The sequence below is a fragment of the Paraburkholderia xenovorans genome, from assembly GCF_046030735.1.
GTDB classification, from domain to species: domain Bacteria; phylum Pseudomonadota; class Gammaproteobacteria; order Burkholderiales; family Burkholderiaceae; genus Paraburkholderia; species Paraburkholderia xenovorans_A.
Genome location: NZ_JAQQBV010000034.1, coordinates 47,327 through 60,198, shown reverse-complemented (window position 1 = coordinate 60,198; position 12,872 = coordinate 47,327). Strand labels below are relative to the sequence as shown.

Here is a 12,872-nt window from a genome sequence, read left to right as displayed (position 1 = left end):
GTGCGGCCGCCAGGGTCTCAATGCTGAAAATGCATGGCCGCGGCGATCAGAAGACGAAACGGCAGCGCGAGCAACACCGCTCCCGCCACGCCGAGCAGCCACAAGCCGACGAACCATAAAAGGCGCCGGCCAAACGTCGTCTTGCGATCAGGGCTGAGCTGTGACACGCTATGCCTCGCTATTGGAACTATCGGAACTATCGGAGTCTCACTTTTGCCAGTCTAGTCGCTACAGAGCCGCGTGATACGGCGACAAATGCGCAATAAGAAAAAAGGTGCGAAATCCCATGAATCCATCGGAACGTATTGACCAGATGATCGCGGAACTCACGGACTGGCGCGGCAAGATTTTCGCCGGCGTCCGCAAGAGCATTCTCGACGCCGACGGCGAGATCATCGAGGAATGGAAATGGATGGGCAGCCCGGTGTGGTCGTGCGACGGCATGATCGCGGTTGCGAATGCGCATAAAGGCAAGGTGAAGGTGACCTTTGCGCACGGCGCGCAGCTTGCCGATCCTGATGGGCTGTTTAACGCGGGTCTCGAAGGCAATGCGCGACGGGCAATCGATATTTTCGAGGGCGACAAGGTCAATGCGCGGGCGCTGAAAGATCTGGTGCGCGCCGCGATCGATTACAACCGCAAGAACCTGAAGAAGAATGCGCCCGCTGCGACTCGAACCCGCGGCAGCGCGAAAGCGCGGGCCGGCGAGAAGGCCTGAATTCTCGGGCTTGCTTTCGACTTCCGCGTGTGCACAAACGAGCCGCGCAAACACGTCGCTGGCCGCGGTGGTCGCTAACGGTAACGGTAACGATTGGCGCGTCGCCGATACGGATCGAAAACGCGGATCGCAGATTCAGTCTGACTCAAGCAGCCCTCACACTTTCAACCCGAGTTTCATCTCCGGTTTCAAAGCGATTCTTACTCCGGCATGCCGCACGTTCGACCGACTCCGGCCCGAGGTGGCTTAGCGCGCGACACCCGAGCAAACGCATCGCAATCTCCATCTCCTGCATCAGCAGCGTCAGCACCTCGCTGACGCCGGGGCCGCCGCGCGCCGCGAGCCCATAGAGCGGCGCGCGCCCCAGCAATACACCGCGCGCGCCGAGCGAAACTGCCTTCAGCGCATCGCTGCCGCGCCGCACGCCGCCGTCGATGAAAACATCGAGCCGTTGCCCGACCGCGTCGACGATACCGGGCAACAGTTCCAGCGGCGCGAACGTGCTGCCCAATTGCCGGCCGCCGTGATTCGACAACACGATGCCGTCCACGCCGCGTGCGAGCGCGAGCAATGCGTCGTCGCGCCCTTGTATGCCTTTGACGATCAGCTTGCCGCTCCAGTGCTGGCGCACCCAGTCGAGATCCGCCCAGCCGAGCGTCAGATCCATCTGCCGGCTGAGCATCGCCGCGTGACGCGACAGATCGGCCCGCTCGCCGACGCTGCGCGCGATGTTCATCAGTTGCGGCGAACCGTGCCGCGCGATCTGCCAGCACCAATGCGGATGACGGATGCAATCGGCGATCAGTCGCGGCGACAGACGCAGCGGCAACGCGAAACCGTTGCGCGTATCGTGATCGCGTTTGCCGTGGACCGGCACGTCGACGGTCAGCACGAGCGTCGAATAGCCGGCCGCGCTCGCGCGCCGCATCAGATCCTCGGCGATGCCGCGGTCCTGCTGCACATAGAGTTGCATCCACAGGTCGCCGTGCGGCGCTGCCGCGCGCACGTCTTCGAGCAGCGACGTGGATGCGGTCGACAACACGAAGGGCAGGCCCGCTTCGCTCGCGGCACGCGCGAGCAATTCGTCGGCGCGCGGCCAGAACAACCCGTTCAAACCCGTCGGCCCCACGATCAACGGCGCAGCCGCGTCGCGCCCGAAAAAACGCGTGGCGCTGGAGCAGCGCGACACGTCGGTCAATACGCGCGGTTTGAACAGCCACTCGCGATACACCTGCGCGTTGCGCCGCAGCGCATCGCCGTCTTCCGCGCCGCCGTCGAGATAGTCGAAGGCCAAGCGCGGCAAACGCTTCTGTGCCGCGATCCGGTAATCAGCTACGCATGAAAGCATGAACGCTCCACGGATTCGAAATTTGCTGCTGAGGTGCGATTCAATCGCATTACAATCGAGACAACTGCTATCCGATCTTTCAACAGAGCGCGACACCATCATGGCCGAACACGCCGCACGCCCATCCCGCAAGCCCAACTCGGTTGAAACCGACACGCCGCGCTCGTCGCTGTTCGTCGGCTCGACCGAAAAAGCGTTTCAGGTGCTGCACGCTTTCGACGGCCCGAACCGGCACATGACGCTGGTCGATATCGCCCGAGCCTCCGGGCTCGACCGCAGCGCGACGCAGCGTCTCGTGCATACGCTGGAAGTGCTCGGCTATCTGTACCGCGTGCCCGATACGCGCAGCTACGGCCTCACCACGAAAGTGCTGCAGTTCTCCTACAACTACGTGCGCGCCAACGAACTGATCGACAAAGCGTCGCCGTATCTGCTCGACATCAGCCGGCGTCTGGGCGAGACCACCAATCTGCTGGAGCTCGACGGTCACGAGATCGTGTTCGTCGCGCGCTTTCCGGGCCAGCATCTGGTGAACATCGACATCGTGGTCGGCGCGCGTTTGCCGGCCATGTTCACCGCGGCGGGCATCGCGATCCTCTCGCGTCTGTCCGACGATCGCGTGCGCGACATCCTCGCGCAAACGCGCCTCGACCCGCTCACGCACTACACCGAAACCGATCCCGACAAACTGCTCGAACGCGTGCGCCGGGTCGCGCGGCGCGGCTATGCGGTCGTCGAAAACGAAACGGTGCTCGGCGATATTTCGGTGGCCGCGCCGGTCACCGATCACGGCGGCATGGGCGTGGCCGCAATCAATATTTCGGTGCCCACGTCACGCTGGTCGCGCGACAAGGTAGAGGCCGAACTCGCGCAGCACGTGCAGGTGGCCGCGACGTCGATTTCGAAATCGCGGCTCACCGGTTATCAGCGCTGATCGATCACAGCCGGCGCTCGAACACGTCGAGCTGCTTGTCCAGTTCGATCCGCAGGCTCGCCGCCAAGTCGGGCGCCGCCTGGACCAGCGGCGCGAGCATCGTCGGCGCATGCACGCCGATCAGGTCCATCACCGATTTCATCGGGCCGGGGTTGGTTTCGGCGAACGCGAGGTTCATCAGCGGAATCAGCGAGCGGTGCAGCGCGAGCGCGTCTTGCGTGTTGCCGTCGGCCGCGAGCTGGTAGATCGCGCGCCACGCGCTCGGCAACAGACTCGCCGTCACGACGATGCCGCCGCGCGCGCCCGCCGCCACGTGCAGCGGAAACAGCGTGTCTTCACCGCTCAGCACCGCGAACGAATCGTCGACGCCAGCCACCGTGCGCAGGAAGTGCCACATGTCGGTATTGCACGCCTTCATGCCGATGATGCGTTCGTGCTTCGACAGTTCGTGCAGCACTTCGGGTGCGATCGAAATACGCGTGCGATACGGAATCTCGTAGATCAGGATCGGCAACGGCGATTCGTCGGCGTAGCGCAGGAAGTAATCGCGGATGCCGCCCTGGGTCGGGTTCGTGTAGTACGGCGTCAACACCAGCAGGCCGTCCGCGCCCGCGGCGGCGAACTCCTTGCCCGCCTGCATCGCGTCGTGATAGCCCGGATCGAGCACGCCGGCAATGACCGGAATGCGCCCGTCGGCCTCTTCGGCGACGATGCCGGCCATGCGGATGCGTTCGGCCCGCGCCAGCGCGCCGTATTCGCCGGTGCCGCCGAGCGGCACGATGCCGTCCACGCCTTGCTTGAGCAGGTACTGCATCAACGCGCGGGCGGCGCTGGCGTCGATGCTGTCGTCGGCGTTGACCGGTGTCGGAATGGCCGGGAAAACGCCCCGCAGTTGTTGTGCTGAAAGCATAAGAAGTCTCTGTGATTGAATGGGTTCAGGTGGCGAGGCTGCGCCGGCGCAAACGGTCCGCGACCCAGATGAGCGCGGCGATGAAAATGAACAGGCACGTGGAGACGGCCGCGATCACCGGCGAGATCTGCATGGTGATTTCGTCCCAGAACTGTTTGGGCAGCGTCGTGCTCAAGCCGCCGGATGTGAAGAGGGCGATCGTCAGTTCGTCGAACGAAGTCGCGAACGCGAACAGGAACGACGACATCAGGCCCGCGCCGAGAATCGGGAACGTCACGCGGCGCAACGTGGCCCACGGCCGCGCGCCCATGCTCTGCGCGGCGAGATCGAGACGGGTGTCGTAGTTGCGCAGCACGGCCATCATCGTGATCACGACGTAGGGCACGGCGACCGTCGTATGCGCGAGCACGAGGCCGAGCGACGAGCCCACGAGGCCGATCTTCGCGAAGAAATAGAAGATGCCGACCGCGATGATCATGCGCGGCACGACGATCGGCGACAGCACGAAAGCGAGCATTGCCGCCTTGCCGCGCAGGCCGCCGCGCACCAGCAGAAACGCGGCGGGCGTGCCGATCAGCATCGACAGCAAACCGGTGCCCACGCCGACCAGCATCGAGCGCGTGATCGCCTGCATCCACAGCGGCGAATCGAGGATCTGCCGATACCACTGCAACGAAAATCCGTGCGGCGGCCACGCGAGCCCGGACGCCGAATCGAACGACAGCGGGATCATCAGGAACGCGGGTGCGCTGAGAAACACCAGCAGCAGGAACACCACCACGCGCAGCGTGAGGCTGTCGCCGTTGCCGGCAGCGCGTTTGCGGCCATCGCGTGAGCGGGGCAGCACCGCAAGCACCGCATCGGTCGCATGGCCGAGCATGCTGAGAATCAGGTCGCCGAGCTTGCGGCTCCAGCCGCGGCCGGCGCGTGGGCCTGTCTTGCCGGTGCTTTCGCCCGCCATCGTCGACAGGCCGACCATGCGGTCGTACACGAGGAACACGACCAGCACGACCGCGAGCAGCAGCACCGATATCGCGCCGGCAAAGCCCCAGTTCAGCGCCTGCATCACCTGATCGATGATCAGTTGCGTGATCATCGTTTGATGACGGCCGCCCAGCAGCGTGGGCGTGATGAAAAAGCCGATCGCGGTGACGAACACCATCAGCGCGCCCGCCGCGACGCCCGGCAACGACAGCGGAAAATACACCTTCCAGAACACGGTGCCGGGCCGAGCGCCGAGCGTGGCCGCGGCGCTCGGCAGGCGCCGGTCGATATTCTCCATCACGGATAGCATGGTCAGCACCGCGAGCGGCATCAGCGCATGCACCATGCCGACGATCACGCTGCCGAAGTGATAAAGCAGGCTCAACGGTTCGTCGATGATGCCGAGCTTCAACAGAAGCTGGTTGATCACGCCGTTGCGGCCGAGCAGAACGACCCACGCGAACGTGCGCACCAGAAAGCTGGTCCAGAACGACAGCAGCACCCAGAACAGCAGGCGGTTCTTGCGCGCACGGGTTGTCGACGAGATCAGGTACGCGATCGGATAGCCAGTCAGTACCGAGAAAAACGTGGTCCACAGCGATACTTTCAGCGTGATCAGCAGCACGTCCACATACACGGACGACGCGAACAGCCGCTTGTATTCGATCAGCGTGAAGCCGGTGTCGTTGTGAATGCTGAGAAGCAGCAACTGACCGACCGGGTAGACCAGCATCACGAGCAGCAGCACGACGAGCGGCGCGCCTTTCGCGCCGGGTCGCAACCACGTGCGCCACGCAGCACGCCGCGGCGCGGGCTGGAGCGGTTGCGCGGGCTGCGATGGTTGCGATGGCTGTGCGCTCAGGGCGGAATGATTCATCGCTTACCCCGCGATCGCGACGGCGTCGGTGGCGAGCCACGACAGGCCGAGTGTCTGTCCGACTTCGTACTGGCTGCCGAAGCGGTTGGTCGGGAACGCGGCGACGAGCGGCGCGGCATCGGCGGCATGCGGCTGAAGATAGAGCTTGGTCATGCTGCCGGTCACCATGATGTCGGTGAGTTTCGCTGACAGGCCGCCGCCATTGCCCGCATTCGCCGCACCCGCTGCATCCGCAACATGGTTCGCGCTGGCATGCACGCGCAGGTTCTGCGGACGCAGCATCAGCTTGACCGGTTTGCCGTTGGCGATCACCGGGTCGTAGGCCATTGCTTCGCCTTTCGCAACGCCTTGCACGCTGATCTGCACCTGATCGCCGGCACGGCCGGTGACGACCGCGTCGAGCAGATTCGATTCGCCGAGGAAGTCCGCGACGAACACGCTATTGGGCCGGAAATACAGATCAGCCGGCGTGCCGAGTTGCGCGATCGAGCCGGCGTTCATCAGGCAGATGCGGTCCGACATCGTCATCGCTTCCTCCTGATCGTGCGTGACGTAGACGATCGTCGTGCCGAGCTCGCGATGAATCCGCTTGATCTCCAGCTGCATGTGATCGCGCAGTTTTTTATCGAGCGCGCCGAGCGGTTCGTCCATCAGAATGATCGACGGCCGGTAGACCATGCAGCGCGCGAGCGCGATCCGTTGCTGCTGGCCGCCGGACAATTCGCGCGGATAGCGTTGCGCGACATGCGGCAGATGCACCATCTCCAGCGCGTCTTTCACTTTGGCCTGAATCGTCTTCGCGTCGGTCTTGCGCATTTGCAGCGGAAACGCGATGTTCTCCGCGACCGTCATGTGCGGAAACAGCGCGTAGTTCTGGAACACCATGCCGATGTCGCGTTCGTACGGCGCGCCATAGGTCACGTCCGCGCCGTTGATGCGGATCTGTCCTTCGTCGGGCACTGCGAGGCCGGCGATCAGGCTGAGCAGCGTGGTCTTGCCGGAACCGCTCGGGCCGAGCAGGGTCAGGAACTCGCCCTCGGCGACGTCGAGCGTGGTGGGCGCGAGCGCGACGAAGTCGCCATAGCGTTTGCCAAGACCCGCGATCTGTAGATTCGAAGCAGACATGGAATCGGCCTCCGTGAAAAAGTGGCAGGGAACAGCGGCGCGCTTACGTGAGGATCCAGCGGTTGAAGCGTTCGAGCGCGACGCTCTGGTTTTCCTGCCAGTACTTCGCATCGATATGCAGGCCGTTGGTCATGTTCGGCGGGAACGTCGGGCAGTTTTTCGCGATTTCCGGTTTGACGTAGTTGAACGCGTCGGGCTGCGTGAGGCCGGCCGGGAAGTATTCGACGAGCGCGGCCTGGCGTTTCGGATCGGCGGCGAACTTGATGAACTCGCGGCATGCATCGGCGTTCGGCGTGCCTTTCAGGATCGACCAGTTGTCGACGCCCCAGATGTTCTGATTCCACACGATGCCGACCGGCGCGCCGTTCGCGATCGCCGATTGCGCGCGCGACACCCACGTGCTGATCATGTCGACTTCGCCCGAACCCAGCATCTGTTCGACTTGCGAGCCGGTGGTCCACCACACGTCGACGTGCTTCGAAATCTTCGAGAGACTCGCGAAGCCGCGTTCGAGATTGCACGGATAGACCTGGCCGGTCGGCACGCCATCGGCCATCAGTGCCTGCTCCATCGTGTCGAACGGGTATTTGCGCAGGCCGCGGCGGCCGGGGAAGTCCTTCACGTTCCACATGTCGGCCCATGAGGTGGGCGCTTTGCGGCCCTTGAACGCGTCGGTGCGATAGGCGAGCACGGTCGTGTAGATGTTGGTGCCCACGCCGTACGGCGACATGTATTGCCTGGGAATCCTCGCGATCGTCGGATCGGATTCGAGCCCGTGTTTTTCGAGGTAGTCCTTGCCGCCGCCGGTCAGCAGCAGAATTGCCGGCTGGCTGATTTTCGCCATGTCCCACGTGTAGCTGCCGGTCTCGACCATGCTCTTGATCAGCGCGGTCGGCTCGGCGTTCGCCTGCACACCGACCACTTCGATGCCGGTCTTCTCGGTGAACGGCCGGTAGAACACCGCGCCGTAGGCCTTCGTGTAGATGCCGCCGTCGTCGCGAATCACGATCCGTTTGCTGGCCGCGCGCGACGGTGTCCAGACAAACGGAAACGCGAGCGCCGCCGTGCCTGCCAGCGCCGTCTTGATGGCCGTGCGACGGCCGGGTTGCTGAATCTGATCGCGGATGGGCTGCTTTTTCATGACGACTCCAGGGAAGGTGGCAAGCGATGAAAGCGGGACTTCAGGCCGACTAAACGGCTGCGCGAAGAATCGGGCTCGGGTAGCGCGGAGGGCGGCACGTCATGGCAGCAGGCGCCCCGGGTTGAACAACTGCTGCGGATCGAGCGCCTGCTTCACCGCTCGCATCAGCGTGAGTTCGACGGCCGATTTGTAGTGCGCCATTTCGCTGAGACCGGTCTGGCCGACGCCGTGTTCGGCGCTGAACGTGCCGTGCAATTCGTGCGCGATGTCGTTGACCGAGCGGCGCAGCGCGGCGGCCATGGCGGCGGGGTCGGCGAGCTCGCGCCACGCGTCGAAGCTGAAGAACGGGATGAAGTGCGCGTTGCCGTCGCCGAGATGCGCAACGACTAGTACGTCGAGGCCGGGCACGATGGCGCGCACTGCGCGAGTCGCGTGCTCGATGAAGGCGGGCACTGCCGACACCGGCACCGCACAGTCGGTGGTCAGGCCCACGCCGCCTTTCTTGTTCGCTTCGGAGACGCTGTGGCGGATTTCCCAGAGCGCCGCGCGCTGGGTGTCGTTGCTCGCGAGCACCGCGTCGACGATGAGGCCGGCTTCGGCCGCCTGTTCCAGCGTGTGTTGCAGCAGTTCCGTCATTTCATCGCCGCCGCGCGTATCGGCGAGTTCGACCAGCACGTGCCACTCGTGCAGTTCGCCGAGCGGATTGCGCCGTTCGGGCACGTGTTCGATCACGAGTTCGAGCTGGCGGCGGTTGATCATTTCGAACGCGCTGAGGCGCGAGCCGCAGGCGGCCTGGAAGAGGCCGAGAATGCGCAACGCGGCGGCCGGGTCGACTGGCGCGAACCACGCGAGCGCATGGTGTGTCGGGAGTGGGTGCAGCTTCAGCGTCGCCGCGGTGATGATGCCGAGCGTGCCTTCGGTGCCGATGAACAGATGTTTCAGATCGAGGCCGGTGTTGTCCTTGCGCAGCGCGCGCAGGCCGTTCCAGATGGTGCCGTCGGCGAGCACGACTTCGAGGCCGAGCACGTTGTCGCGCGTATTGCCGTAGCGCAGCACGCCGGTGCCGCCCGCATTGGTCGACAGATTGCCGCCGAGCTGGCACGAGCCTTCGGCGCCGAGACTGACCGGATAGAGACGCTGTTCGGCCGCGGCTGCGTCTTGTACCGTTTTCAGCACGCAGCCGGCTTCGACTTCCATTGAACCGTTGGCCGCGTCGATCGAGCGGATGCGGCGCATTCTCGACAGGTTGACGATCACCGGGCGCGGGCCGTCGCTCGCGGGCACTGCGCCGCCGCATAGGCTGGTGTTGCCGCCTTGCGGCAGGACCGGAACGTTGTGGGCCGCGCATAGCTTGACGACTGCTGCTACTTGCGCTGTCGTGGATGGCAGCGCGACGCACAGCGCAGGGGCCTTGTAGCGGCCGCGCCAGTCCTCGGTGAAGCCTTCGAGGTCCGCCTCGGCGATCAGGATCGCGTCCGCGCCGAGTTCGGTCTGGAGGAGGGCTAGCAAAGGCGCGGTTGAGGGCATTGAGAGTTCCTTGGTCGGGCGGTGGCTGCTGCTGGCTGATGGGGCTGCTAGCTGCGCGTGAGGAAAAGCATAGGAGTAAAAAAATCGCATTGAAATGCAAGTGATCGGAATGCGATTGATTTGCGTGTTTTTACCTGGGAGGGGGATGCGGGGTGGGGGTGGGGCGCGGGGACGTGTTGGCGGGTCTGGTTTTTCTGGTGTTCTGGTTCTTCTGGGATTTGTGGTCTATTCGTGTTGCCCCTGTGCGGGGCGGCACTCACTTTCTTTGCCGCGGCAAAGAAAGTAAGCAAAGAAAGCCGCTCACACCGCCAGTGCTATGTGTTATCAGCGGCAAGTTTGCCGTAGTGGCCCCGGAGCATCCGGCTCGTCGCGCACTCCGCGTGAGTGACAAGGCTATCGCTCTTCCCGTCTCGCACTTCGTGCTCGCCGGAACGGTTCTTCCCCAAACCAGTGGTTTGCAACGGGTGTCGTGCTTTGGTGACGTCACCTGGCTTTTTTGAGGGGGGACTTGGGGTGCTTGCGCCCCTCGCGCGACTCACCCTCTATCGCCGACCAACCACCTGTAATAAGCATTGTCCGGATCCACCTGCAATGCTTCGCCCAAGTCTCGCGCCCACGCGTCGCGATCGCCCTGATACGCATCCAGTCCCGCTGCATAGAAGCTCTGCAACGCGCCGCGCGAGTCCCGCATCGCCGCACGGAATGCCGCGTCGGCATGCTGCAACGGCGGCTCGCTGTGCAACGCGAGCAAATGAGCGAGCGTCGTCGGAAACGCGTCGCGGCGCACCCATGGCGCGTACTCGATTCGCGGCCGGTCGTCGGTGACGGGCAGTGCATCCGCCGCGTAGTATGCGAGGCCCGCGCGGTCGGTGATCCACGTCGCAAGGAGCGCGGCCGGCGACGCAATGCCGACCTCTCGCAGCGCCGCCGCGACCGGCGGTTGCGCAAAGCGCGCCTCGATGCGCGGCACGTCCAGCTCCAGCGGCTCCATCGAACCCACCAGCATCATCTCGTGCAACTCGGTGGTCCACAACGCGGCGTGCGGAAACACCTCGATGAAACTCTGGATCAGCGAGCGCGTGTCGTCCTCGTTTTGCGTCGGCAACGGCAGCCATTGCGCGACGATGCCGCCCGGCTGCAAACGCGCCGCCGCGATTCGATAGAAATCCGAAGAATACAGATTGACGACGCCCGCCGCCGATGGAGGCGGCGGTTCCAGCGTGATCAGGTCGTAGCGTTGCGTATGACGCAGCAATTCGCGGCGGCCGTCGCGCAGACGGATATCCATGCGCGGGTCGGTACTCATCCCGTAGTTGCCGCTGAACTGCGGCGCGGCACGCACCACGGCCGGTAGCAGTTCCGCGATCACACGATGGTCGAGTCCGGGCCACGTCAGTAGCGCTCCTCCGGTAATGCCGGTGCCGAGCCCGATGACCAGCGCGCTACGCGGCGTGTCACGGTGAATGATCAGCGGCAGCAGCGCTTGCAGGCGCATGTAGCGCAGCGAGGTCAGCGTGTCGCCGGAATTGGAGACACCCTGGATATAAAGCCGGTGGAACGGCCGCTTGCCGGCGTTCTGTTCGATCACGGCGACAGTGCCGCCCGCGCTCTCCTCGTAGAAGCTCAGCGTGCCGCCGCGCGCTTGCGCGAGCAGCGTCGCGAGCCGGTTCGTCGGCGTGAGCAGTACGCTCGCGAGTGTCGCGACAGCGAGCACCGCGACACCCCAGCGTGCGCCGCGCCGCACGTTCACGCCGCGCAGCACGGCGACGATACCCAGCGCGGCCGCCACCGCCGCAAGCACGGCGAGCGCATGGATCACGCCGAGTCGCGGCACCAGTACGAAGCCCGCGAGCAGCGTGCCCGCAATGCCGCCGGCGGTATTGAGCGCCACCACGGTGCCGACATCGCGCCCGGTGTGCCGCGCGTCGACATTCAGGCGTAATGCGAACGGGAACGCGGCGCCGAGCAGCAGCGTCGGAATGAAGACCACGCAGAGCGCGGCCACCGCGAACCCCGCGCACATCGCGGCGAGAAGACTGCCGGTGGCGTCGAGCGCGGCTTCGCGCGCGACGCTCTGCCAGTGCGGCAGCCATTCGCCCAGCACAGCCACTTCGAGCAACGCGACCAGTCCCGCCGATACGATCAGGATGCCGAACATCCCCCACGGATCGCGGGCACGGTCCGCGTAACGCGACGCGAACGCGCTGCCGAGCGTGAGGCCGAGCAGGTAGGTGGCGAGCACGACCGCGAAAGCGAAACTGCGGGTGCTGATGAACTGCACGATCACCTGCGACCACACGACCTCGTAACCGAGCGCGACGCCGCCGGCAATCGCATACAGTGCGAGCGCAAGACGCGCTTTCGACGCCGTCGCGCGGTCAGCGGGGGAGTCTTCAGCGGCTAAGCGCGTCGGCAAAGGCTCGTCCGTGGTTGCGGCAAGGGAAGTCGATGCAGGCGCCAACGCCGGCCGCGCACGCGCAAGCAGCGCGGCCAGCAACGCCGCGCCTGCATTCAACGCGGCGGCGATCCACGCGCTGCGCTGCACGCCGAGCGACGCAATCAGCACGAAGCTCGCCGCCAGCGTACCGGCGATCGCACCGGCCGTATTAGCCGCATAGAGACGCGCGCCGGTGCGGCCCATCTGCGCAGCGGCGGGACCGAGCGAGCGCATCAGCACCGGCAGCGTGCCGCCCATCAGCACGGCGGGCAGGCCGACCAGCGCAAACGGCAAGATCCACGCGAGCGCCCCGACATGGTCCTGCCATAACGCGAAGGGCGCCGCCGCACGCGGCAGCAACCACGTAGCGGCAACGGCGAGCACCAGTACGCCGGCTTCGAGCAACGCATAGAGCCGCAGCGGCTGCGCGTGCCGGTCGGCGAGCCGCCCGAACCACCAGCCGCCCACGGCGAGCCCCGCGAAAAACGCGCTGACACCTGTCGTGACGGCCAGCACGTCGACGCCGACCACAAGCGCGAGCTGCTTGATCCACAGCACCTGATAAACCAGCGACGCCGCTCCCGAGACGAACAGCAACAGCATCGGCCACACGATCGATAAATCAGAAGACGCGGGGCGGCTGGAAGGCCCGGACGAGCCTGGCTCATGCGGCTCGGCACGACGTTGTGCGCGCTCATCGGCGCGGCGCTCACGGCGTGAGCTTTTGGCACGTTGGGCCAGCGTTTGGGTCATCGGATGGAAAAGGCGTCGAGGCGGGATAGGGGGACTTCGAGCGGCACCACGAGTGATAACGAACACACAGCGCGTTGCGCCCACCGCCGCTAAAGGCCGGCGGGCGCAACGCCACGCT

Annotated in this window: 11 protein-coding genes; 3 read left to right on the top strand and 8 right to left on the bottom strand. The window is 65.0% G+C overall.

The genetic code is table 11. From position 1 onward, the window contains the following. Nucleotides 1-17: 17 nt before the first annotated feature. Nucleotides 18-167, bottom strand: coding sequence for a hypothetical protein (locus PQQ51_RS27165; protein WP_408500139.1), 150 nt, complete (start codon nt 165-167; stop codon nt 18-20). Nucleotides 168-286: 119 nt separating this feature from the next. Between PQQ51_RS27165 and PQQ51_RS27160 the strand changes: the two genes are divergently transcribed. Continuing rightward, nucleotides 287-718: a DUF1801 domain-containing protein gene (locus PQQ51_RS27160; RefSeq protein ID WP_408500137.1), complete on the top strand. Its 432-nt coding sequence runs from the start codon at nt 287-289 to the stop codon at nt 716-718. A gap of 145 nt (nt 719-863) precedes the next feature. Here the strand turns inward: PQQ51_RS27160 and PQQ51_RS27155 are convergent, their stop codons facing one another. After that, the gene (locus tag PQQ51_RS27155; protein ID WP_408500135.1) at nt 864-2,066 is read right to left on the bottom strand and encodes an alpha-hydroxy acid oxidase; all 1,203 of its coding nucleotides are present in this window, start codon (nt 2,064-2,066) and stop codon (nt 864-866) included. A 100-nt stretch (nt 2,067-2,166) separates the two neighbouring features. Here PQQ51_RS27155 and PQQ51_RS27150 point away from each other — a divergent pair, with 100 nt between their 5' ends. After that, on the top strand, nt 2,167-3,000 hold the full coding sequence (locus PQQ51_RS27150; protein ID WP_408500133.1) for an IclR family transcriptional regulator: 834 nt from the start codon (nt 2,167-2,169) through the stop codon (nt 2,998-3,000). A gap of 4 nt (nt 3,001-3,004) precedes the next feature. Here PQQ51_RS27150 and dapA read toward each other — a convergent pair whose 3' ends face one another. The 5 genes from dapA to PQQ51_RS27125 form a co-directional block, all read right to left on the bottom strand. Beyond that, on the bottom strand, nt 3,005-3,910 hold the full coding sequence (gene dapA / locus PQQ51_RS27145) for a 4-hydroxy-tetrahydrodipicolinate synthase (RefSeq protein WP_408500131.1): 906 nt from the start codon (nt 3,908-3,910) through the stop codon (nt 3,005-3,007). A 25-nt stretch (nt 3,911-3,935) separates the two neighbouring features. Beyond that, nucleotides 3,936-5,627, bottom strand: a complete 1,692-nt coding sequence (locus tag PQQ51_RS27140) for an ABC transporter permease subunit (RefSeq protein ID WP_408500177.1) — start codon at nt 5,625-5,627, stop codon at nt 3,936-3,938. A gap of 147 nt (nt 5,628-5,774) precedes the next feature. After that, nucleotides 5,775-6,896 carry an ABC transporter ATP-binding protein gene (locus tag PQQ51_RS27135; protein ID WP_408500129.1) on the bottom strand — a complete coding sequence of 374 codons (1,122 nt, stop codon included), beginning with the start codon at nt 6,894-6,896 and terminating at the stop codon, nt 5,775-5,777. 43 nt (nt 6,897-6,939) lie between these two features. Continuing rightward, complete coding sequence (locus tag PQQ51_RS27130; protein WP_408500127.1) at nt 6,940-8,037, bottom strand: ABC transporter substrate-binding protein; 1,098 nt, start codon at nt 8,035-8,037, stop codon at nt 6,940-6,942. A 99-nt stretch (nt 8,038-8,136) separates the two neighbouring features. Then, nucleotides 8,137-9,564, bottom strand: coding sequence for an FAD-binding oxidoreductase (locus PQQ51_RS27125; protein ID WP_408500125.1), 1,428 nt, complete (start codon nt 9,562-9,564; stop codon nt 8,137-8,139). 173 nt (nt 9,565-9,737) lie between these two features. Between PQQ51_RS27125 and PQQ51_RS27120 the strand changes: the two genes are divergently transcribed. Then, the gene (locus tag PQQ51_RS27120; RefSeq protein ID WP_408500123.1) at nt 9,738-10,064 is read left to right on the top strand and encodes a hypothetical protein; all 327 of its coding nucleotides are present in this window, start codon (nt 9,738-9,740) and stop codon (nt 10,062-10,064) included. 35 nt (nt 10,065-10,099) lie between these two features. Here PQQ51_RS27120 and PQQ51_RS27115 read toward each other — a convergent pair whose 3' ends face one another. Further along, entirely contained in the window at nt 10,100-12,604 is a 2,505-nt protein-coding gene (locus PQQ51_RS27115; RefSeq protein WP_408500121.1) for a fused MFS/spermidine synthase, read from the bottom strand. Nucleotides 12,605-12,872 lie beyond the last annotated feature (268 nt).

Bases quoted from the DNA above. Each gene is read 5' to 3' on its own strand.
- PQQ51_RS27160 (WP_408500137.1), top strand. From the start codon at position 287: ATGAATCCATCGGAACGTATTGACCAGATGATCGCGGAACTCACGGAC.
- PQQ51_RS27155 (WP_408500135.1), bottom strand. From the start codon at position 2,066: ATGCTTTCATGCGTAGCTGATTACCGGATCGCGGCACAGAAGCGTTTG.
- PQQ51_RS27150 (WP_408500133.1), top strand. From the start codon at position 2,167: ATGGCCGAACACGCCGCACGCCCATCCCGCAAGCCCAACTCGGTTGAA.
- dapA (WP_408500131.1), bottom strand. From the start codon at position 3,910: ATGCTTTCAGCACAACAACTGCGGGGCGTTTTCCCGGCCATTCCGACA.
- PQQ51_RS27140 (WP_408500177.1), bottom strand. From the start codon at position 5,627: ATGCTGGTCTACCCGGTCGGTCAGTTGCTGCTTCTCAGCATTCACAAC.
- PQQ51_RS27135 (WP_408500129.1), bottom strand. From the start codon at position 6,896: ATGTCTGCTTCGAATCTACAGATCGCGGGTCTTGGCAAACGCTATGGC.
- PQQ51_RS27130 (WP_408500127.1), bottom strand. From the start codon at position 8,037: ATGAAAAAGCAGCCCATCCGCGATCAGATTCAGCAACCCGGCCGTCGC.
- PQQ51_RS27125 (WP_408500125.1), bottom strand. From the start codon at position 9,564: ATGCCCTCAACCGCGCCTTTGCTAGCCCTCCTCCAGACCGAACTCGGC.
- PQQ51_RS27115 (WP_408500121.1), bottom strand. From the start codon at position 12,604: ATGCTGTTGCTGTTCGTCTCGGGAGCGGCGTCGCTGGTTTATCAGGTG.